General features: G+C 71.2%; 19 protein-coding genes. 7 read left to right on the forward strand and 12 right to left on the reverse strand.

Annotation, left to right across the window (positions count from 1 at the left end):
• Positions 1–144 precede the first annotated feature (144 nt).
• Positions 145–1,347 carry an acyl-CoA dehydrogenase gene (locus GGQ83_RS14370; protein ID WP_184385196.1) on the reverse strand — a complete coding sequence of 401 codons (1,203 nt, stop codon included), beginning with the start codon at positions 1,345–1,347 and terminating at the stop codon, positions 145–147.
• A 167-nt stretch (positions 1,348–1,514) separates the two neighbouring features.
• Between GGQ83_RS14370 and GGQ83_RS14375 the strand changes: the two genes are divergently transcribed.
• Positions 1,515–2,498, forward strand: coding sequence for a serine hydrolase (locus GGQ83_RS14375; RefSeq protein ID WP_184385198.1), 984 nt, complete (start codon positions 1,515–1,517; stop codon positions 2,496–2,498).
• A gap of 18 nt (positions 2,499–2,516) precedes the next feature.
• On the opposite strand, the gene GGQ83_RS14380 is transcribed toward GGQ83_RS14375, so the two are convergent.
• Positions 2,517–4,184, reverse strand: a complete 1,668-nt coding sequence (locus GGQ83_RS14380; RefSeq protein ID WP_242535123.1) for a DEAD/DEAH box helicase — start codon at positions 4,182–4,184, stop codon at positions 2,517–2,519.
• A 514-nt stretch (positions 4,185–4,698) separates the two neighbouring features.
• On the opposite strand from GGQ83_RS14380, the gene GGQ83_RS14385 reads away from it, so the two are divergent.
• On the forward strand, positions 4,699–5,409 hold the full coding sequence (locus tag GGQ83_RS14385; RefSeq protein ID WP_184385202.1) for an alpha/beta fold hydrolase: 711 nt from the start codon (positions 4,699–4,701) through the stop codon (positions 5,407–5,409).
• On the opposite strand, the gene GGQ83_RS20325 is transcribed toward GGQ83_RS14385, so the two are convergent.
• From GGQ83_RS20325 to GGQ83_RS14435, 10 genes are all read right to left on the reverse strand, one after another.
• A complete protein-coding gene (locus GGQ83_RS20325) occupies positions 5,387–5,665 on the reverse strand; it encodes a hypothetical protein (protein WP_184385204.1) in 279 nt (92 codons plus the stop codon). The genes GGQ83_RS14385 and GGQ83_RS20325 overlap by 23 nt on opposite strands.
• On the reverse strand, positions 5,662–6,870 hold the full coding sequence (locus GGQ83_RS14395; protein WP_184385206.1) for a molybdopterin molybdotransferase MoeA: 1,209 nt from the start codon (positions 6,868–6,870) through the stop codon (positions 5,662–5,664). The genes GGQ83_RS20325 and GGQ83_RS14395 overlap by 4 nt, the downstream gene beginning before the upstream one ends.
• On the reverse strand, positions 6,867–7,346 hold the full coding sequence (gene moaC, locus GGQ83_RS14400; RefSeq protein ID WP_184385208.1) for a cyclic pyranopterin monophosphate synthase MoaC: 480 nt from the start codon (positions 7,344–7,346) through the stop codon (positions 6,867–6,869). Before moaC ends, GGQ83_RS14395 begins: the two co-directional genes overlap by 4 nt.
• Positions 7,347–7,355: 9 nt before the next feature.
• Positions 7,356–8,162 carry an indole-3-glycerol phosphate synthase TrpC gene (trpC, locus tag GGQ83_RS14405; protein WP_184385210.1) on the reverse strand — a complete coding sequence of 269 codons (807 nt, stop codon included), beginning with the start codon at positions 8,160–8,162 and terminating at the stop codon, positions 7,356–7,358.
• 5 nt (positions 8,163–8,167) lie between these two features.
• On the reverse strand, positions 8,168–9,196 hold the full coding sequence (gene trpD / locus GGQ83_RS14410; protein ID WP_184385212.1) for an anthranilate phosphoribosyltransferase: 1,029 nt from the start codon (positions 9,194–9,196) through the stop codon (positions 8,168–8,170).
• 213 nt (positions 9,197–9,409) lie between these two features.
• Positions 9,410–10,156: a Crp/Fnr family transcriptional regulator gene (locus GGQ83_RS14415; protein ID WP_184385214.1), complete on the reverse strand. Its 747-nt coding sequence runs from the start codon at positions 10,154–10,156 to the stop codon at positions 9,410–9,412.
• Between the two features lie 149 nt (positions 10,157–10,305).
• Positions 10,306–10,680 (reverse strand): phage tail fiber protein, encoded by a 375-nt coding sequence (locus tag GGQ83_RS14420; protein ID WP_184385215.1) that lies wholly within the window; start codon positions 10,678–10,680, stop codon positions 10,306–10,308.
• Between the two features lie 52 nt (positions 10,681–10,732).
• Entirely contained in the window at positions 10,733–11,047 is a 315-nt protein-coding gene (locus GGQ83_RS14425; RefSeq protein WP_184385217.1) for a hypothetical protein, read from the reverse strand.
• A 33-nt stretch (positions 11,048–11,080) separates the two neighbouring features.
• The gene (locus GGQ83_RS14430; RefSeq protein ID WP_184385219.1) at positions 11,081–13,477 is read right to left on the reverse strand and encodes a glycosyl hydrolase family 28-related protein; all 2,397 of its coding nucleotides are present in this window, start codon (positions 13,475–13,477) and stop codon (positions 11,081–11,083) included.
• A gap of 49 nt (positions 13,478–13,526) precedes the next feature.
• Positions 13,527–14,183 (reverse strand): hypothetical protein, encoded by a 657-nt coding sequence (locus tag GGQ83_RS14435; protein ID WP_184385221.1) that lies wholly within the window; start codon positions 14,181–14,183, stop codon positions 13,527–13,529.
• Between the two features lie 200 nt (positions 14,184–14,383).
• Between GGQ83_RS14435 and GGQ83_RS14440 the strand changes: the two genes are divergently transcribed.
• From GGQ83_RS14440 to GGQ83_RS14460, 5 genes are all read left to right on the forward strand, one after another.
• Positions 14,384–15,487 carry an extracellular solute-binding protein gene (locus tag GGQ83_RS14440; RefSeq protein WP_184385223.1) on the forward strand — a complete coding sequence of 368 codons (1,104 nt, stop codon included), beginning with the start codon at positions 14,384–14,386 and terminating at the stop codon, positions 15,485–15,487.
• Positions 15,488–15,509: 22 nt separating this feature from the next.
• A complete protein-coding gene (locus GGQ83_RS14445; RefSeq protein ID WP_311728269.1) occupies positions 15,510–16,487 on the forward strand; it encodes an ABC transporter ATP-binding protein in 978 nt (325 codons plus the stop codon).
• Entirely contained in the window at positions 16,484–17,317 is an 834-nt protein-coding gene (locus tag GGQ83_RS14450; RefSeq protein ID WP_184385225.1) for an ABC transporter permease, read from the forward strand. Before GGQ83_RS14445 ends, GGQ83_RS14450 begins: the two co-directional genes overlap by 4 nt.
• The gene (locus GGQ83_RS14455; protein WP_184385227.1) at positions 17,314–18,117 is read left to right on the forward strand and encodes an ABC transporter permease; all 804 of its coding nucleotides are present in this window, start codon (positions 17,314–17,316) and stop codon (positions 18,115–18,117) included. The genes GGQ83_RS14450 and GGQ83_RS14455 overlap by 4 nt, the downstream gene beginning before the upstream one ends.
• A gap of 80 nt (positions 18,118–18,197) precedes the next feature.
• On the forward strand, positions 18,198–19,400 hold the full coding sequence (locus GGQ83_RS14460; RefSeq protein ID WP_184385229.1) for a pyridoxal phosphate-dependent aminotransferase: 1,203 nt from the start codon (positions 18,198–18,200) through the stop codon (positions 19,398–19,400).
• The last annotated feature ends 117 nt before the right edge of the window (positions 19,401–19,517 follow it).

A 19,517-nucleotide genomic window follows, 5' to 3' on the forward strand; every position in this document is an offset into this window, starting at 1 on the left:
GGTGTCCTGGCGAGGCTTTGCCTCGCCAGGCGGAACCCCGCTACCAGGACAAAGCGCCAAGCCGGGGCCCCCGGCACGGCGCGCAGCGACGTGTTGGGGTGGTGAGGGGGGCCCCCGGCACGACGCGCAGCGGCGTGTTGGGGATCAGCCGAAGGCGTTCAGCCCGGTGATGGCGCGCCCCAGGATGAGGGCATGCACGTCATGCGTGCCCTCATAGGTGTTCACCGTCTCCAGGTTCATGACGTGGCGGATGACGTGGTACTCGTCCACGATCCCGTTGCCGCCGTGCATGTCGCGGCTCATGCGCGCGATGTCGAGCGCCTTGCCGCAGTTGTTGCGCTTGATGAGGGAGATCATCTCCGGCGCGGCCTTGCCCTCGTCGAAGAGGCGGCCGACGCGCAGGCAGGCCTGCAGGCCGAGGGTGATCTCGGTCTCCATGTCCGCCAGCTTCTTCTGGATCAGCTGGGTCTGGGCCAGCGGGCGGCCGAACATCTTGCGGTTCAGCGTGTAGTCGCGCGCGGCGTGCATGCAGAATTCGGCGGCACCCAGCACGCCCCAGGCGATGCCGTAGCGCGCGCGGTTCAGGCAGGAGAAGGGCGCGGCGAAGGAACGGGCACCCGGCAGGCGGTTCTCATCGGGGACGAAGACCTCGTCCATCATGATCATGCCGGTGATGCTGGGGCGCAGCGAGAACTTGCCCTCGATCTTGGGCGTGGTCAGGCCCTTCATGCCGCGCTCCAGCAGGAAGCCGCCCAGCGTGCCCTCGTCATCCTTGGCCCAGACCAGGCAGACATCGGAGATGGGCGAGTTCGTGATCCAGGTCTTGGAGCCGGACACCAGCCAGCCACCATCCACGCGCTTCGCACGGGTCCGCATGGAGTTGGGGTCGGAGCCCGCATCGGGTTCGGTCAGGCCGAAGCAGCCCACCCATTCGCCGGTGCGCAGCTTGGGCAGGAACTTCTGCTTCTGCGCCTCGCTGCCATAGGCATGGATGGGGAACATCACGAGCGAGGACTGCACGGAGAAGGCGGAGCGATAGCCGCTGTCCACGCGTTCGACCTCACGCGCCATCAGGCCATAGGCGACGTAGGAGACGCCGGCGCAGCCATAGCCCTCCAGGGTCGCGCCCAGGAAGCCCTGCTCGCCGAAGGCGTTCATGATGGAGCGGTCGAAGGTCTCGTGCCGGTTGGCCATCAGCACGCCGGGCATCAGGCGGTCCTGGCAGAAGGCGCGCGCCGCATCGCGGATCATGCGCTCGTCTTCCGTCAGCTGTTCTTCGAGCAGGAAAGCGTCCTCCCAGGTGAAGGGGGCGGTCTTGCTCTTGCCGGGCGAGGTGACGACGTTCATGGCTTCTTCCTTCAGCGGCCGGGCGATGGATGGCCCGCGCGGTGACGTGGGCTTACCACGGCCAGGCCGCGCTTGTGCAGGGTGAAGCGACGCAGGCGGGCATATTCCGCGCTTGGCGCGGGGAAAGCTTTGCCGCCAAGCTGATGCCAAAGCAGGAGGAACGCCCCATGCCGCAACTTTCACGCCGGCAGGCCTGGCTGGCCGCGCCCGCCCTCATCCCCGCTTCGGCCGTGGCGCAGCAGACGGATGCGGCATCGCGCGCGGCCATGGAGGCGCTGGTCGGGTTGGCGGCACCGCTGGGCGGGCGGGTCGGCGTGCGGGTGACGGTGGATGCCCCTACCGGCGCCTGGCACCTGGCGCATGAGGGGGCCCGGCCGCTCTTCGTCGGCAGCGCGACCAAGAGCTTCATCCTCGCGGCCTACCTCCTGGCGGTGGAGCGCGGCGAGGCGAGCCTCGAGGAGCCGCTGGCCGTGGAAGATGAGGTGCGCGCCCCCAGCAGCAGCGTGCTGGAGGGGCTGCGCGGCACCATGGCCGCGCGCTTCGTGCTGGAGGCGATGATCGCCCACAGCGACAACACCGCGACCGACATGGCCATGAAGCGCGTGGGCGTGGCGGCGGTGCGCGACGTGATCACGCGCGCGGGGCTGCGCGGCGTGCAGGTGGCGGGCTCCACGCGCCGCATGGTCTCCTATCTCGCAGGCGCGGCGCCGGGCCAGGATCTGGGCTGGGCGGGCGTGCAGGCCGCCATGGCGGGTGCCTTGCCGCAGCCGCCGCGCCTGGTGATGAACGAACACGAAAGCATGATCGCCCCGCCCGAGGCGCTGGCCGCGTGGTATCGCTTCGTGCTGTCGGGCGGACTCTTCGCGCGAGAGGAGAGCCTGAAGGAGTTCCAGCGCATTTCGGCCACGGCCACCATCCTGCCGATGGTGGTGCCGCCGCACACGGCCGCCTATGGCAAGGGCGGCAGCATCGTCTGGAATGACGAGAACGCCCTGGCGTTGGGCGCGCAGATGCGTGTGCGCGACATCGCGGCCAGCTTCGGCTTCGCGCTGAACTGGCCGGGCGGGCCGGAGACGGTGCCGCGCACCATGGAGTCCGTGGTCACGCGGCTGCGTGCGCTGCTGGCGGCGGTGGCCGCCAGGATCGGCTGAACGGCCGGCCCGGGGGCCTCAGGCGGCGGCGTCGGCGTCGCGCTCATTCGTCTCGCGCTTGGGGCGCGGGATGGGAATGAGCATGAAGGCCGGCACGCTGTCGCCGAAGCCACGCACGGCGGGGCCCATATCGTCGCGGTCGCGGCCACGATCGCCGCGGTCGTCGCGGCGGGGCCGGTCGTCGCGCATCCGGGGCGCTTCATCGCGCGGCGGGCGGGAGCTTTCGTCGCGCCGGCCACGATCGCTTTCGCTGCGGCGGGGCGGACGGGGGGCTTCCTCGCGCGGGGGGGGCTCGGCGCGAGGGGCTTCCTCGCGGGCGGGGCGGGGGGCGGAATCGCGCCGAGGGCCACGGTCGCGGGACCCACGGCCACGGTCGCCGCCACGGCTGTCGGAGCGCGGGGAGGAGGAGGAAGAGGAGCCCGGCCGGCCGCGCTTGCGCGTCGCGGCCTCGGCCAGTTCCTCATCGGTGACGGGGTCGAGACCCTCCACCTCCAGGCGCGGGATGGGCGCGCCCGTCAGCTTCTCGATGGCGGTGACGAGCTTGCCGTCATCGGCGGTGGCGATGCTGTAGGCATGGCCCTCGCGCCCCGCGCGTCCGGTGCGGCCGATGCGGTGGACGTAGTCCTCGGAGTGGAAGGGCACGTCGAAGTTGAAGACGTGCGACAGCCCGCCGATGTCCAACCCGCGCGCCGCCACGTCCGAGCACACCAGCAGGCGGATCTCGTTGGCCTTGAAGGCGGAAAGCGTGGCGAAGCGGGCCGACTGGTCCATGTCGCCATGCAGGGCGCCGACCGAGAAGCCGTGCCGCTTCAGCGACTTGTAGAGGATGTCCACCTCGATCTTGCGATTGCAGAAGATCAGGGCGTTCTGCACCTGCTCGCGCCGGATCAGCCGGCGCAGTGCCTCGCGCTTGTCGCGCGGCTGCACATAGACGATGCCCGTGGTGATCGTGGTCGCGACCGTGGCGGGCCGGCTGACCGTGATCTCCTTGGGGTTGGACAGGAAGGCATCGGCGAGGCGCCGGATCTCGGGCGCCATGGTCGCGGAGAAGAACAGCGTCTGCCGCAGGCGCGGGATGATCTGCACGATGCGCTCGACATCGGGGATGAACCCCATGTCCAGCATGCGGTCGGCCTCATCAATGACCAGCAGCTTGCAATCGGCCATCAGGATGCGGCCGCGGTCGAACAGGTCCAGCAGGCGGCCCGGTGTGGCGATCAGCACGTCCACGCCCTTGTCGAGCACGTCGCGCTGGTCGTTCATGCTTTCGCCGCCGATGAGCAGCGCATGGTTCAGGTTCAGATACTTGCCGTATTTGACGAATTGCTCGGCCACCTGGAGCGCCAGTTCGCGCGTGGGCTCCAGGATCAGGCTGCGCGGCATGCGCGCCTTGGCGCGGCTGCCGGCAAGGATGTCCATCATCGGCAGGGTGAAGCTGGCCGTCTTGCCGGTGCCGGTCTGGGCGCAGCCCAGCACGTCACGGCCCATCAGGACGATGGGGATGGCCTGTTCCTGGATGGGCGTGGGGTGAATGTAGCCGGATTCGCTGACGGCGCGGAGGATGGCCTCCGACAGGCCGATATCGGCGAAGGTCGTGCGCGGGGCGACGGGTTCCTCGGGGGCGGGGGCCTCCTCGGCCACGGCCTGCTCGCCCGCGGTGGTCAGCAGCGGGGCGGCTTCGGCCATCGCCGGCTCCGCGGCTGCAACCTCGGCGGGGGTGGCCTCGGGCGGTGCGGCCTCTGGCGGTGCCGCCTCAGGCTGTGCCCCCTCAGGCGGTGCCCCATCAGGCGCGGCGGCTTCGGCCGCGACCTCCACGGGCGCGTGCTCTTCGGGCGCCGACGCTTCAGGCGCCGACGCTTCAGGCGCCCACGCTTCAGACTTGGGGGCGACTTGCGCCGCCACCGTCGTCACGGCGTCCTGCGTCACGGCGTCCTGCGTCGGGGCGTTGTTCTGGTCCGTCTCGGCGGCCGTGTCGGCCGCGCGCGGGGTCGGTTCGTTCAAGTCTCTGGCATCCTGCGCCACGTAAACCGCGCGGCGCACCCCCGAGCGTCGGGATTTCCGGCCAAGGGGCGGGCGCGCGCCGCGGTCCGGGCGGGTACCGCCCTCTGCTGCAACGCCCTGCATATGCGCCCGGATGGGGCGGAACGCAACCGCAAACGCGTGGATTGCGTGCGTGGGGCCACGGATTTATGCCCCTTCCATGGCCCTTCCCCTGCTTCTCCTGCCCGGATTGCTCTGTGATGCGCGGCTGTGGCGCGACGCGCTGCCCCCCCTCGCGGACATGGTGGAACCGCGCATCGCGGACCTCACGCGTTCCGACAACCTGGCCGGCATGGCGCGGGATGCGCTGGCGCTGGTGAACGACGCGCCGCATTTCGCGGTCGCTGGCCTCTCCATGGGGGGCTATGTGGCGCTGGAGATCATGCGCCAGGCGCCGACGCGCGTGACGCACCTGGCGCTGCTGGACACCTCCGCCCGCGCCGACACGCCAGAACAGACGGAACGGCGGCGCGGGTTGCTCAGCCTCAGTCGCCAGGGGCAGTTCAAGGGGGTGACGCCGCGCCTGCTGCCGATGCTGATCCATCCCTCGCGCCAGGGCACGCCGCTCGCGCAGGAGGTGATGGACATGGCCGAGCGCGTGGGCAGCGAGGCCTTCCTGCGCCAGCAGAACGCCATCATGCACCGGCCGGATTCACTGCCGGATTTGGCGGGCATCCGGGTGCCCACCCTGGTTGCCTGCGGCGCGGAGGATGCGCTGACACCGCCCGAACTGCATGACGAGATGGCGGCGATGATCCCAGGGGCGAAACTCGTGCGCTTCGCGGGCTCCGGCCATCTGCCCACCATGGAGGTGCCCGACGCCGCCGGTCAGGCCCTGCGGGATTGGCTCACTCCGGCACGCAGCGGGTGACATCCGTCTGGGCCCGCGCCGTCTGCGGGCGCGTGCCGGGCGGGCAGGGTTGCTGGGCGCGGCTGGGGGCCGGCAGGCCGCGGTCCCAACCCCGCGCATCCTGGCCGGGGCGGCAGCGGCCGCCGCGCTGGGGCGTTCCGCCATTGGGGCAGAGGAAGGCGCGGGCGGCTTCCAGGGCGGCGGCACTCGGCTGGCGGCGCTGGGCCTCGGCGGGGGCGGCGGCCAGCAGCAGGGCCAGCGCCAGCGCGAGCCTCACAGCCCGAGCGCGTCGAGCGGGATCGCCTCCACCTCGGCGCCGCGGGGCAGGGCGGGGGCGTGGGGCGCGCGGATGACGAGAGCCTGCGCGTCGGCCAGCACCCGCAGCATGGAACTGTCCTGGCGCGCGGCGGGGTGGGCCTCGGGCGCGCCATCCGCGCCGGGGCGCAGCGCCGCGCGCAGGTAGTCCTCGCGCTGGTCGTTGGCGGGCAGGTCCACGCCCAGGCGGTAGCGCTGCACGGGCAGGGCGAAGCTCGCGCGCCCCTGCAAGGCCGCCAGCAGCGGCAGGAGGAAGAGCACCCCGCAGACAAAGGCCGAAACGGGATTGCCGGGCAGCCCCAGCACCGCCGGCCCGCCGGGGCGCCGCCCATGGAAAAGCGGTTTGCCCGGCCGCATGGCGATCCGCCAGAAGTCGAGCGAGAAGCCCGCGCCCTCCAGCACCTCGCGCACCAGGTCGTGCTCGCCCACGCTGGCGCCGCCGCTGGTCACCAGCACGTCGAGGCCCGCCGCACTCTCCACCAGGGCCGCGATGGCCGCGCGGTCATCGGGGGCGACGGGCAGGATGGAGGGCTCGCCGCCCGCCGAGCGCACCATGGCGGCGATGGCGAAGCTGTTGGAGGAATAGATGCTGGCCGGGCGCGGCGGCTCGCCGGGCAGCATGATCTCGTCGCCGGTGGCGAGGATGCCGATGCGCGGGCGGCGGCGCACCGTCAGGAAGGCGTGGTTGCCGGCGGCGGCGAGGCCCACATCGCGCGCCGTCAGCCGCAGGCCGGCGGGCAGTAGGGTGTCGCCCTCGGTGAAATCCAGGCCACGCCGGCGCACCCAGCGGCCAGGGGTGACATGGTCGGTGGCGGTGACCTCGCCTGCCTCGGCGCGCGCATCCTCCTGCAACAGGATGCCGTCGGCGCCCTCGGGGATGTAGGCGCCGGTGAAGATGCGGACGGCCTCGCCGGGGTTCAGCACGGCGCCGTAGGGTTGGCCGGCGGGGGCCTGGCCCACCACGCGCAGCGCCTGGCCGGCATTGGCCTCGGCGGCGCGCACGGCATAGCCATCCATGGCGGAGAGATCGGCCGGGGGCTGGGTCACGCGGGAAAGGGCGGGCGCGGCCAGCACGCGGCCCCAGGCCTCGGTCAGCGCCACCGTCTCGGCCGCGACGGGGGTCACACCCGCCAGGATGCGCGCCCGGGCTTCGGCAACGGGGATCACGCCTTGTCCTCGGTGAAGAGACCGGACTTTCCCCCCTCCTTGTGGACGACTCGCAGCGCCTCGATCCGCATGCCGCGGTCCACGGCCTTCACCATGTCGTAGATGGTGAGGGCGGCGATGGAGGCCGCCGTCAGCGCCTCCATCTCGACGCCGGTGCGGCCGGTCAGCGAGACCATGGCCTCCACCTCGATGGCGTCGGGCGGCTGGAGGTCGAACTCCACCGCCACCTTGCTGATGAGCAGCGGGTGGCAGAGCGGAATGAGTTCATGGGTGCGCTTGGCGGCCATGATGCCGGCCACGCGCGCCACGCCCAGCACATCGCCCTTGCCGGCGCGGCCTTCCTGGATCAGCGCCAGCGTCTCCGGCCGCATGACGATCCGGGCGCGGGCACGGGCCACGCGGGCCGTCTCGGCCTTGGCCGAGACATCCACCATGGCGGCCTGGCCCGCCGCGTCGAAATGGGTGAGGCCGCTCATCGCGCTTCCTCAGGGGCCGATCAGGGCGCGCGTGGCGGCCGTGACGTCGGGCTGGCGCATCAGGTGTTCGCCCACCAGGATGCAGTTGGCGCCGGCGGCGGCCATGCGTTTCACATCGGCGGCGGTGCGGATGCCGGATTCCGCCACGGGGATGCGGTCGGGCGGGATCATGGGGATCAGCGTCTCGCTGGTGCCGAGGTCGGTCACCAGGGTCCGCAGGTTGCGGTTGTTCACGCCGATCAGCCGTGTGCGCAGGCCCAGCGCGCGTTCCAGTTCCGGCGCGTCATGCACCTCGACCAGCACGGCCATGTCCAGCGAATGGGCGAGGGCTTCCAGCTCGACCGCCATCTCGTCGGTCAGCGCGGCCATGATGAGCAGGATGGCATCCGCCCCCATGGCGCGCGCCTCATGCACCTGGAAGGGATGGATCATGAAGTCCTTCCGCAGCACCGGCAGGGAGCAGGCGGCGCGGGCGGCCTTGAGATGGGCGGGGCTGCCCTGGAAATGCGGCCCGTCGGTCAGTACGGACAGGCAGGAGGCACCCGCCTCGGCATAGGCCTGGGCGAGTTCGGCGGGCTCGAAGGGGTCGCGGATCAGCCCGCCCGAGGGCGAGGCACGCTTCACTTCCGCGATCAGCCCCGTGCGGCCCTCGGCCACGGCGGCGCACAGCGCGCCCACGAAGTCGCGCGGCGGCTCGGCGTGGCGGGCGGCGCGCTCCATCTCGGCCATGGAGGTGTCGGCCATGCGGGCGGCCACCTCCTCCGCCTTGTCGGCCAGGATGCGGATGAGGACGTCAGGCGTGGAGTTCGTGTCCATGATGCTCAGGCCAACTCGGGTTCGGTGGGGGCGGTGGCGCGGATGAGGCGGTCCAGTGTCGCACGCGCGCGGCCTTCGTCCAGGCAGGCGGCGGCCATTGCCGCGCCCTCCCGAAGATCGGCCGCCCGGCCCGCCACGACAAGGGCCGCCCCCGCATTGAGGCGCACCACGTCGCGATAGGCGCCTGGCGCCCCTTCCAGCACGGCGCGGAGTGCCGCCGCGTTTTCGGCCGGGTCGCCGCCGCGGAGCGCCTCGGGGGGCGCTTCGTCCAGGCCGGCATCGGCGGGGCTCACGCTGAACTCGCGGAAATGGCCGTGGTCCAGCTCGACCACCTGGGTGGGGCCGGAAAGCGCGATCTCATCCAGGCCCTGGCCATGCACCACCCAGGCGCGCTCGGTGCCGAGCCGTGCCAGGGCCTCGGCCATGGGGCGCAGCCAGGTGGTGCTGAAGGCGCCCGTCATCTGGCGCTTCACCCGGCCCGGATTGGCCAGCGGCCCCAGCAGGTTGAAGATGGTCCGCGTGCCCAGCTCCGCCCGCGCGCCGCCGGCATGGCGAAGTGCCGCATGGTGGCGGGGGGCCAGCAGGAAGCAGATGCCCGCCTCGGCCAGCACGCGCGGCAGGCGGGGCAGGGGCACGTCCAGGTTCACGCCCAACGCCGCCAGCGCATCGGCCGCGCCCGATTTCGAGGAGAGCGCCCGGTTGCCATGCTTGGCCACCGGCACGCCGCAGCCGGCAACGACGATGGCGCTGGCGGTGGAGATGTTCAGGCTGCCCGAGGCATCGCCGCCCGTGCCCACCACATCGATGGCATCGGGCGGGACTTCGACCGGGATCATGTGGGCGCGCATGGCGCGCACGGCGCCGGTCAGCTCCGCCACCGTCTCGCCGCGCACGCGCATGGCCATGAGCATGCCCGCGATCTGCGCGGGTGTCGCTTCGCCGGCCATGATGACGCCGAAGGCGGCCTCGGCCTCGGATTCCGCGAGGCGCGCACCTTCGGCCAGGCGCGCCAGCACGGGCTTGAGCCCGTTCATGGCCGCGTGTTCCTGGCAGCTTGGCCCGCCGATGGGTCGTGCATGAAAGCCTGTCCTCCGCCCATTCGCCGCATCATGGCCGCCGGCCATGCTGGCGTGCCCCCGCGCCCGGTTCATCGCGCGGGCGGGGCCAGAGGGTCAAGGGATGGGGGTCAAGGGATGGGGGTCAAGGGATGGGGGTCAAGGGATGGGGGTCAAGGCAAGGGGGCGGTGTTAGATGTCCGCCATCTCTCCGGCGGCGAGCGATTGCAGCATGCCCATGTCCAGGATGCGCAGCTTCTGCCCGCCCGGCTCGGCGATCCAGCCGGCGCGCTTGAAGGCCGTAAAGGTTCGGCTGACAGTTTCGAGTGTCAGGCCCAGGAAGTCGCCGATGTCGCCCCGGGTCATGGGCATGGGCAATTCCGGCTGGGCGAGGCCGCGGCGGCGATGCGCTTCCGACAGGCCGAGCAGGAAGGCCGCCACGCGCGATTCCGCCGAGCGGCGGGCGACGGTGACCAGGTGTTCCTGCGTGGCCGCCAGTTCGCCCAGGCACATGTCCAGCACGCGGCGTTCCATCAGCGGATAGCGGCGCAGCAGGGTGTCGAGTTTCCCGCGTTCGATGCGGCAGAACTGGCCGGGGGTCAGCAACTCGGCGTCGAAGGGGTAGTTGGGGCCCGCGGTGTAGCCCACCAGGTCGCCGCGGAAGCGGAAGCCCACCACCTGCTGGCGCCCGTCCGGCAGCAGCCGGCTGAGCTTCACGGTGCCCTCCAGCACGCTGTAGCTGCGCGTGGCGGCATCACCCTCGCGGAACAGCACGCTCTTGGCTGGCAGGCAGTGGCGGTCGCTGTCGTGGGAGATCTCATCCAGTGCCGAGGTGTCGAGCGGATGACAGATGCCGAAGCGCTTGCTGGCGCAGCCGAGGCAGGGGTCCTGGGTGCGAGGTTCGCTTCCCGACCAGCGCGCTGAGTCCAATGGATTCACGAAAAACGGCCTCCCTGACCGGGAGCCTATCATAAGTCAAAGCTTACCTGAGTTTCAACCTGAGTGAATGCGCGGGCTGTCAACAAGAATTGGCATGGCTGGGGCGCCGCCCCACCCCGAAAGGTCGGCGCGGCGCCCCACGCCTGGGCTCAGCTGCCGGTCATGGTCAGGCCGCCCGGGTTGATGGTGACCGTACCCGGCCCGCCCACGGTCACGTTCTGCGCAAGCGGCGACCAGGTCAGCGCATTGCCGCCCGAGGAGGCGTCGAACAGCCCCACATGGGTGAAGGTGCCGGCCGCGCCGGTGAAGGTGAAGCGCACCAGCTCGGCATTCTGCTGGTTGCCGGTACCGGTGAAGGTGACGCGCTGGCGGGCGTAGCCATTGCCCACCGGCTCACCCGCCAGCCCGGCGGCCACGCTGCCGCCGCTGCCCAGCGCCAGGAACACCTGGTTGGGCAGGACGGGCAGGCGGCCGCAGAGGGCACGGGCGAGGATGTTGCGGCCGTGGTCGGTCAGCGAGCTCATATGTGGAGATCCTCATGCGGGAGGTTGGAAGAAGTGGGGGGGAGTGCGGCGCTCAGGCGTCCGCCGCGTCATGGAAGCGCGACGGCAGCGGCTTGCCCGTCGCGTCCAGCTCGCCTGGCGCCTCGCGGATGGCGCGATAGAGATCCGCCACCGCGATGGTGAAGTGGTCGGGCAGGGCATCCGCCTCGAAGCGGAAGGGGATATGGTGCAACGGCGCGCGCCCGGCGCGGCGGGCGGCTTCGTCCAGGTAGCCGTGCAGCTGCGCCTCCGTGATGCGCGCGCCGCAGTCCATCTGGATATGGGTGATGCGCCAATATGAGGCCGTGACACCGGTCTGCGGCAGTTCGATGGGTTGAAGCAGGGCCATGAGATTCTCCTGTGGGGGGGGGAACGGGTGGTGTCAGACGCTGACCTCGGCGCTCATGATCCGCGCCACCCAGCGGATGGTCTTGTTCGCCTCGCCGGTGACGGTGAAATCCGGGGCGCCGAAGCTGGTGTCGGCAGCCACCGTCAGCCGCCAGTTGGCCGCCCCCGCGTCGCGCAATCCGGGCGCGAAGGGTGTTCCCGCCACGATGGAAGCCAGCGCGGGCGCGGTCGTCGTGGTTTGGCCAGCCACGAAGGACGTGGCTGCCGCGTTGGCGCCGCGCTTGATCAGGAGGTTGACCTCCCATGAGGCACAGTCGCCCACAGTGCCGGCGCTGCCCCCGGTCTGCTGCGCGACCACCAGGGCCTTGATGCGATAGGTGCCATTGTTCGGCAGGTTGACCGTATTGATCCCGGTGGCGGCCAGAGCGCTGGACGTGGCACGCGCCGGCGTGGCATCGGTGGTGAGCTGGCGCAGGACGAATTCGCCCGCTTGCGCATCGCCATCGGTTGAGAAGCGCCCGGCCGCCCAGGCGCCTCGCCATGCAACGTTTCGCGTGCTCGCGCGCTCGCCGCCCGGCACCCATGCGCCCCCCCCGGAAGCAAGGTTGGCGCTGCCTCCCGAAACGGTCGAATGAGGCCCCGTGGCGGAATTGGATACACCGCCGGCCACCACCGAATTGGTGCCCGATGCGGTGCATCTGGCGCCGCCACTGATCGTGCTGTTGTCTCCGGATGCCACCTGCGTGTTGGCCGCCCGGGAAACCTGCAGGTCCACGGCTTGTGCACCCCGCGCATTGCCGCCCGTGTTGGTCCCGTCCGGAAACTGCGCCAACAGGGCGCCACTGCCCTTGGCCTGGCCCACGACGACATCGATGTTCGCGTCCGCGCCGGACGCGATCCATCCGACGCGCCCCGGCGTTCCGGTCGGCCCGCCCTGCGCCTGCATGCGGTTGATGCTGCCGCTGGGCGTCAGGACCTCCAGGCCATGGCTTCCGGGGGCGGCGCCAAGGCTGACCGATGTCCCGTCCGCTCTGAGCACCTCGACGCCCGCCGTGCTCACCGCGACCACGCCTGGTGTGGGCATCGAGAGACCCGTGCCTGCCTCGCCCACTGCGATGCCCGGTCTCGCGGTTTCGCCCGCGGGCCCGAGCACACCGACCGAGCCATTGCTTCCGGCGTTGAACAAGGGGCCCATGACCGCCGTCTGGAGCAGCGGATTGCTGCCGAGATTCACGCGGTTGGGCACGCCGGTCGCGGCGTTCACCAGGTGGATGGCCGAGGCGCCATTGGCGCGCAGGTTGAAGTTCACGACGCGCAGCGCGCCGATGTCGAGGCGGTTGGAGTGCTGCTCCAGGCGGATCGCGTTGTCCTCCGCGTCGTCCACGCGCAGGTTGGCGATCTGGATGCGGCTCGAATTGGCATTGAGCATGATGCCGACCGAGCCGGGCAGCGGCGCGCCGCTCGCGTTGAAGAGCTCGCACTGCACGGTCATGCTGTCGATCTGCCCGTCGGTGCCCGCGGCCTCGACCAGCACGCCGTGGCGCACGAAGTCCGCATAGGCCTGGCCGATCGAGAATTTCTGCGTGAAGCCCGCGGCCGAGCTGGAGAAGCGGAACATCGTCCGGTAGCCGAGGACGAAGGACTGGTCGATGAAGATGCCGTCCACGCGGCGGAAGATCATCGCATCGCCATTGTTCTGCTGCCAGCGCACGACGTTGACGTTCGCCGACCAGAAGGGCCAGAAGTGGATGTTCATCAACCGCGCGGTGTCGAAGGATTCGTCGATCTCGATGCCGGCGGTGAAGACCTGGCCCCGGACGCGCCGCAGGTCGGCGCGTCCGGAATTGCGGATGAAGATGCCGCGGTTGATGCCCGAGAGCAGGATGTTGTCGAAGTCCACGCCGCCCAGGCAGTTCTCGACGCGGAAGAACCAGTCATAGGCGGTGGGGGCCCAGGAGGCGTCCTGCGTCGCGCCGTGCGTCTGGCGCACGGCGAGGTTCACGACGGCCGAGCCACGCGCGGCCGTCGCGCTGAAGGTGAAGGGCGTGAAGTTCGTCTGGTCCACCGTGAGCCAGGTGCCCGCGCCCGGGCTGCCGCCCTCGTTGAAGCCCTGTCCCACCAGGCGAATGGCGCCGGCGTTCACGACGATCGCCGAGGCGAGGCGATAGGTGCGCGCACCGAGGTTCACCACGCCGCCCGCGCTGCCGAGCGCGTTGATGGCGGCCTGGATGGCGGGGGCGTCGTTGGCGACGCCGTTGCCCACCGCGCCGAAGTCGCGCACGTCCACGCCGCGGTCGGTCAGCAGCTGGCGGCGAAGCTGGCCCATGCTGGCGCGGCGGGTGGTGTTGGGACTGGGCTGGACGAGCGCGGTGATATCCGCGTCGGTGAGGGTCGTGGCTGCGGGCAGCTCACTGATCTTGAGGTCGGGCATGGGGCTCCGTCCGGGCTGGGGCGCTTGGGGGAAGGGCGGCGGCGGTGGCTCAGCCCTGGGCGATGGCCGACCTGTCCTCCTGCAGCAGCTTCACGCCGCCCTCGGTGAGGATCAGCCGCAGGTCGGGCAGGATGTTGAAGCTGGAGGAGATGGCGGCCACGCCGCTGTCGCCGGCGTCCTCGACACGAAGCCGGTAGCCGGTGCCGACGGGCGGCGTGGGCAGGGTGGTGGTGGCGAAGCCCTGCGACACGTCCACCAGTTGCGCGGGGGGGACAAGCTGCCCCTGCGCGTCACGGATCGAGACGACCACCTGGCTGATGGGCCCCACCACCTGCGCCGAGACCGGGATGGAGGTGCCCGCGATCAGCCCCGCCAGCAGGGGTGCCAGGATGATGGTGGTGACCACCGCGCTCGCCTGCTGCACGAACTGGAAGGACTTGGCGACGGTGCGCGTCAGGGCGATCGGCGCCACCGCGCCGTCGAGGTTCACGCCCGTCCCGATGACGGCGTTGCTGCGGACCGGCAGGATGGAGAGCGCGTCCGAGGCCTGGGCGATGATGACGTCGCCCACGCGAAGCTGCGTGCGGGCGGGGGCGAAGTAGCCCACGGTCGTGATCTGGTCGCGCGTGTCGGTGCTGCGGTAGTGCCACAGGCTGAAGCTCTGCGACTGGAAGACGGGGGTGAGGGCGGTGGGCGCGAAGGGCATGGACGTGCATCTCCTCCCGCGCGGGGGGCGCGGTGCTGGGGCGTCGGGCGGGGAATGGGGGATGCCATGCGGGCGCAATTCGCCCCTTGGCCTGGCCGAAATAGAATGAATTCCTGTCGCAGTCAAGGAATATATTCAGGTATGGACGCCGCCCATCCCTTGTTGCATGAGCGAGGGCGCCCCTGCCGGAGACATGGTCCATGCGCCGCATCCTCCTTGCCGCCGTCGCCGCCCTGGCCATAGCCGCGCTTCCCGGCGCGCAGGCCCCCGCCCAGCAACAGGTGGTGAACGTCTACAACTGGACCGACTACATCGACCCCGCCGTGATCGAGCGTTTCACCGCCGAGACCGGCATTCGCGTGCGCTACGATGTCTTTGACACGCTGGAAGCGTTGGAAGGAAAGTTGTCCGCGGGCCGCTCGGGCTATGACGTCATCGTCCCCACCGCCGAGCCCACTTTTGCCCGCCTGCTGCGTGCGGGCGCGCTGCGGCCGCTCGACATGGCGCGCATCCCCAACGCGGCGAACCTCGACCCCGCGCTGATGGCGCGCGTGGCCAATGTGGACCCGGGCAACCGGCACGGGCTGATCTACCTCTGGGGCAGCATCGGGCTGGGCATGAATGCCGAGCGCATCCGCGCACTGGCCCCCGACGCGCCGCTGGACAGCCTTGCCCTGCTGCTCGACCCGCGGCATGCGCGCCGCATCGCCCCCTGCGGCATCGCGGTGATGGACAGTGCGGGCGACGTGCTGCCCAGCGTGCTGCGGCACCTGGGCTTCAGCCCCGACAGCGTGGCGCCGGCCGAGCTGGAGGCCGCGCAGCGCGCGCTTCTCGCCATCCGCCCCTACCTGCGCTCCATCCCCTCGCCGCCCGCGCTGCTGGAGGCGCTGGCGGCGGGCGAGATCTGCCTGGCCTTCGCCTTCTCGGGCGATGTGATCCAGGCCGCGGGCCGCGCGGCGGAGGCCAACCGCGGGCACACCATCACCTATGTCGCCCCGCGCGAGGGCGCCCAGCTCTGGTTCGACGTGATGGCGATCCCGGCCGACGCGCCAAACCCCGAGGCCGCCCACGCCTTCATCAACTTCGTGCTGCAGCCCGACGTGATGGCCGCCATCACCACCCAGGTGGGCTATCCCAACGCGGTGCCAGGCAGCCTGCCCCTGCTGGCGGCCGAGATCCGCGAGGACAGCTCCGTCTATCCCGACACCGCCACGCTGGCCGACAGCTTCGTGGCCGGCACCCCCGCCGCGGCGGGCGAACGCGCCCGCGCCCGCGTCTGGGCTCGCTTCCGCGCCGGGCGCTGACGCCCTGCTGCGCCTGGAGGACGTGACCCGCCGCTTCGGCGCGGCGGTGGCGCTGGATGCGCTCAGCCTCGAGGTGGGGGCGGGGGAATTCGTGGCGCTGCTGGGCGGCTCGGGCTCGGGCAAGTCCACGCTGCTGCGGCTGGTGGCGGGCTTCGACCGGCCCGATGCCGGGCGCATCCTTCTGGAGGGCAAGGACATCACCGCCCTGCCGCCCCAGGCGCGCGATGTGGCGATGATGTTCCAGTCCTACGCGCTGTTTCCGCACATGGATGTGGCGGCGAACATCGCCTACGGGCTGCGCCGCGCGGGCATGGGCGGGCGCGACATCGCCGCGCGCGTGGCCGAGCTGGTCGGGCTCCTGCGGCTGGAGGGGCTGGAGCGGCGTCGGCCCTCCCAGCTTTCGGGCGGGCAGCAGCAGCGCGTGGCCCTGGCCCGCGCCCTGGCCCGCCGCCCCGCCTTGGTGCTGCTGGACGAACCCCTGGCCGCGCTGGACGCCGGCCTGCGCGAGCGCACCGGGCTCGAACTGCGCGCCCTGCAACGCCGCACCGGCGCCAGCTTCGTGATGGTGACGCATGACCAGGCGGAGGCCCTGGCCCTGGCCGACCGCGTGGCGCTGCTCGATACCGGGCGCATCGCCCAGTTCGACACGCCGCGCGCGCTGTATGAACGCCCGGCCACGCGGGCGGTGGCGCGCTTCCTGGGCGCCGCGAACATCCTGGAGGCGGATGGCCCCGTGCCGCTCGACGCCGCCACACCCGCGCCCGCCTATGCGCTGCGGCCCGAGCGCATCGCCCTGCGGCCCACCGTCCCCACCCGCAACGGCACCGAGGCCATGGTGGAGGAGGTCGCCTTCCGCGGCGCCGACACGCTGGTCCTGGCGCGCGCGCCGGGCGGGCTGTCACTGCGCGTGGTGCTGGTTGCCGGCCAGGCCACGCCCGAACCGGGCCAGCGCGTGGCACTGGCATGGGAGGCGTCCGCCCTGGCGCCGCTCTCGGCATGACGCGCGCGGCGGGCTGGCTGGCGCTGGGGGTGCTGGTGGCCGCGCCCTTGCTGATCGTGCTGGGCATGGGCTTCGGCACCGCCACCTCCGGCGTGCCGCCCGTCATTCCGCCCTGGAGTGCCTCGGGCTGGCAGGGCAGCCTGGAGGCATGGGGCCTTGTTCTCAGCGACCCCTACTACCGCGATGCGCTGTGGCAATCGTTGCGGCTCGCCTTCATCACGGCGACGCTCTGCCTGGTGCTGGGCTTCGGCATGGCCATGGGCATCGCCGCCGCCCCGCCCGCGCGGCAATTCACCTGGCTCGCGCTCGTGCTGCTGCCCTTCTGGACGGGCTTCCTGCTGCGGGTCTCGGCCTGGGTGGGGCTGCTGCGGGATTCCGGCTGGGTGAACACCATGCTGATGAAGCTCGGCCTGATCGAGGCGCCGCTGCGCCTCCTCCACACCGAGGGCGCCATGATCCTGGGCATGGTCCATGCCTACCTGCCCTTCGCCGTGCTGCCCCTCTATGCCAGCCTCGCGCGGCGCGACCTGACGCTGGAGGAGGCGGCCGCCGACCTCGGCGCCGGGCGCTGGCGGGTGTTGTTCACCATCACCCTGCCGCTCGCCGCGCCCGCCCTGGCCGCGGCCTTTCTGCTGGTCTTCATCCCGGCCGTGGGCGAGGTGGTGATCCCCGAACTGCTGGGCGGGCCGGAGGCGCTGCTGGTGGGGCGCGCCATCTGGCAGGAGTTTTTCCAGACGCTGGACTGGCCAGCGGCGGCCGCCTTGGCCACCGCGCTGCTGGCCCTGCTGCTGCTGCCCGTGGCCGCCTTCCAGCGGCTGGCGGCGCGATGAAGCGCGCGGCCCTCTGTCTCGGCCTGTTCTTCCTCTGGGCGCCCATCGCGCTGATGGTGGCCTATGCCTTTTCGGATGGTCGCACGCCCTACATCTGGGGCGGTTTGTCCCTCCGCTGGTTCCGGGCCCTGGCCGGCAATGAGCGGCTGCTGGAGGCCGCCTGGCTGTCGCTCCGGATCGCGGCCGCGGCGGCGACGCTGGCCACATTGCTGGGCCTGGTGCTCGGCTGGGTGCTGGCGCGGCATGGGCCGTTTCGCGGGCGCCCGCTGTTCGGCGCCCTGGCCGGTGCGCCGCTGGTGCTGCCCGAGGTGGTGATGGGTCTTTCCTTCCTGATGCTCATCGTGGGCCTGCAGGGGCTGACGGGCTGGCCGGCGCAGCGCGGGGCCATGACCGTCTGGCTCGCGCATTCGGCGTTGGGCATGGCCTTCGTGGCGGTGCTGGTGCAGGCGCGGCTGGCGGCGCTCGACCCGCGGCTGGAGGAGGCGGCGGCGGATCTGGGCGCGGGGCCGTTCACCGTGTTTCGCACCATCACCCTGCCGCTGATCATGCCCTCGCTGCTGGCGGGCTGGGGGCTGGCCTTCACCCTCTCGCTGGATGATGTGGTGCTGGCGAGCTTCGTCTCCGGCCCCGGCGCCACCACCCTGCCGGTCCATCTCTTCTCCGCGTTGCGCCTGGGCCTGACGCCCGAGGCCAATGCGCTGGCCACGCTGCTGCTGGGCGCGGCGGGGGCGCTGCTGCTGGTCTATGCCTTGGCAGCCAGGTGGCGGGCGCGGGTTGAAACCCCTTCGTCACGGGAATAGGGTCCGCGTCCTGGAGCCTGATCGGCTTTGGCGGGCACGCCAAAACCGTGAATCAGCCCCACGCCAGGACTTGGACGGACATGAACCTCACCGCCGATCGGCTCGACCGCATCTCGCCCTCCCAGACCATCACCATCACCGGCAAGGCGCGCGCGCTGAAGGCCGCCGGCAAGGATGTGATCAGCCTCTCGGTGGGCGAGCCCGATTTCGACACCCCCCAGAACATCAAGGACGCGGCCATCGCCGCCATCCAGCGGGGCGAGACGAAGTACACCGATGTGGCCGGCACCATGCAGCTGCGGCAGGCGGTCGCGCGCAAGTTCAAGCGCGACAGCGGCATCGAGTATGCTCCGGAGGAGATCATCGTCACCACCGGCGGCAAGCAGGTGATCTTCAACGCCCTGCTGGCCACCATCAACCCGGGGGACGAGGCCATCATCCCCACCCCCTGCTGGGTGAGCTATCCGGACATCGTCGCACTCGCCGAGGGCACGCCCGTCTTCGTCCCCTGCGGGCAGAATTCCGGCTTCAAGATGTCGGCCGAGCAGCTGGAAGCCGCCATCACGCCCAAGACCAAGTGGCTGATCATCAACAACCCCTGCAACCCGACAGGTGCGGCCTATAGCGCGGAGGAGCTGAAGAAGCTGACCGACGTGCTGCTGCGCCACCCGGATGTGTGGATTTTCACCGACGACATCTACGAGAAGCTGGCCTTCGACGGCTTCAAGCCCGCCACCATCGTGGAGGTGGAACCCCGCCTGCGCGACCGCACCATCACCATGAATGGCTGCTCCAAGGGCTATGCCATGACGGGCTGGCGCATCGGCTTCGCAGGCGCGCCGGTCGCCCTCATCAAGGCCATGGACAAGCTGCAGGGGCAGAGCACGTCGAACACCAGCAGCGTCAGCCAGGCCGCGGCCATCGAGGCGCTGGACGGCCCGCAGGACAGCGTGGCCAGCATGGGCGAGGTGTTCCAGCGCCGCCGCAACCTGGTGGTGGACATGCTGAACCAGGCGCCGGGCCTGCGCTGTGCCAAGCCCGAGGGCGCCTTCTACGTCTTCCCCTCGGTCCATGGCTGCCTGGGCAAGACCTCGGCCGGCGGGCGCAAGCTCGAGACCGACGCCGATTTCGTGGAGGCGCTGCTGGAGGAAGAGGGTGTTGCCGCCGTCCACGGTTCGGCCTTCATGTTCCCCGGCCATTTCCGCATCAGCTACGCGACCGATGACGCGACGCTGGTCGAGGCCTGCACGCGCATCCAGCGCTTCTGCAAGGGGCTGAAGTAAAGCAGCGCTGACCTGGATGCGGCGGGTCATGCCGCCGCATCCCATTCTCCGCGCGGGTTGCGCGGGCAGGGCCCCTGGCCGAAGCTTCCCAGGCCGGGGCGTGTTCCCCGGCCAAGA

This window comes from Roseococcus suduntuyensis (assembly GCF_014196305.1).
GTDB classification, from domain to species: domain Bacteria; phylum Pseudomonadota; class Alphaproteobacteria; order Acetobacterales; family Acetobacteraceae; genus Roseococcus; species Roseococcus suduntuyensis.